Annotated in this window: 3 protein-coding genes; all 3 read right to left on the bottom strand. The window is 40.1% G+C overall.

All coding sequences use genetic code 11. The features are described 5' to 3' along the window. A partial coding sequence (locus ABZ924_RS38715; RefSeq protein ID WP_361920447.1) for an ABC transporter transmembrane domain-containing protein occupies positions 1-236 on the bottom strand: 236 nt, incomplete at its 3' end. A gap of 41 nt (positions 237-277) precedes the next feature. Continuing rightward, positions 278-430 carry a DUF1836 domain-containing protein gene (locus ABZ924_RS38710; protein ID WP_361920449.1) on the bottom strand — a complete coding sequence of 51 codons (153 nt, stop codon included), beginning with the start codon at positions 428-430 and terminating at the stop codon, positions 278-280. Positions 431-554: 124 nt separating this feature from the next. After that, positions 555-1,274 (bottom strand): 5-oxoprolinase subunit PxpB, encoded by a 720-nt coding sequence (gene pxpB, locus ABZ924_RS38705; protein WP_361920445.1) that lies wholly within the window; start codon positions 1,272-1,274, stop codon positions 555-557. Positions 1,275-1,293 lie beyond the last annotated feature (19 nt).

The raw sequence follows: 1,293 nt of genomic DNA, 5'->3' as shown, positions 1-1,293 counted from the left end.
ATTTGTCTACCCAATGGAATCATTATCACTACTACAATGGGAACTGCAATTAACATTATGAGTGTCATTTTCCAATCCATTATGAGTAAAATCGTAACCGCCCCAATAATCGAGATAATTCCTCCAATAAAACTTGGAAAATGATTAGATATTAATTCTCTAACAATACTTGTATCGTTAACAATTCGACTAACCGTTTCACCGCTGGGTTCTTTGTCAAAGTAACTAACTGGCAAACGAGTAATCTTTAGCCACATTCGTTCACGTAGCCGTGCTACTACTTTTTGTTAATCATCGTTTTGGTTAAGATTTTCTCATCGGAACGGCGCTTAGAATCAACAAAACTCGATTCAAACAATTGAATGACCTGATCGATATACAGGTCAATCTTTGGGATATCTTCTGGCAAAATCTGATTATGGAAAACCATCTCTCCGATGACATCAGTCGTTTTTCTCATACATCGCACGCTCCCTACAGGTATTTATATTGGATATCTTACCTTATTATTAGAGTTTCTCCAAACTTGACTCCCCCTAATAATGCGAGTATCGTTATAAGTATCTTTTTGTGATGATGGAATGATCAGGTAAGCAGCTCCTAAACATGCTAGAAACGAGAGGTAAATCCATAGTTTTGGCATCGCCTTTGGTTTGATCAGTAAAAAGTAAATTAGCGTTGGCCCAACTGTAATCATTGCCAATGTTAAGGTAATAGTTAACCAATCGGTAACAGTTTCTAACCGTAAAGCATAGTAACTTCCACCCATCAGTACTGCCGACTGTCCGTTCCGGAATGCGGAGACGCGGAGAATCGCGTCTCGGAGCTGCAATTTTTTCAGACATGCCACCGATAAAGGGAAAGCCGGGTGCAAAACCAATCATATGTACTGAATAAGTGCCGGAAGTGTGGATATCAATAACTTCACGTGGAGTCAGTTTGTTATGTCGCGCTACAAATTCGAGATCAGGCCCAAACTCGCCGCCATAGCACACGGGAATTTCAATGGTGGTGGTTTTGACTGCCAAATCTTCACCTAGATGTAATAGCAGTCTTTCTAGTTCAATTTTTACTTTATCGTAAAGCGCCAAGATGGGATCATAAAAGACCGTTACGGTTACGAACGCAGGAATAAATTCAATCATCCAATCGGGTTTTTGCTTTTCTAGTAAAGTCGATACTCTCCTAACCGCTTGTTTAGTTTGCTCATTGATTTCATGGCCAAACTCGATGACAATTGCTTGGTCGCCGAGTGGCGAAAAAGAAATATTCACCTAGATCTCCTCGTTTCCT

The sequence above is a fragment of the Streptomyces sp. NPDC046876 genome (assembly GCF_040645035.1).
Lineage (GTDB): Bacteria > Actinomycetota > Actinomycetes > Streptomycetales > Streptomycetaceae > Streptomyces.
The sequence above is the reverse complement of the archived record's forward strand: the minus strand, read 5'-3'. Positions and strand labels throughout refer to the sequence as shown.

Excerpts from the sequence above, each read along its gene's own strand:
- ABZ924_RS38710 (WP_361920449.1), bottom strand. The coding sequence starts at position 430 with ATGGTTTTCCATAATCAGATTTTGCCAGAAGATATCCCAAAGATTGAC.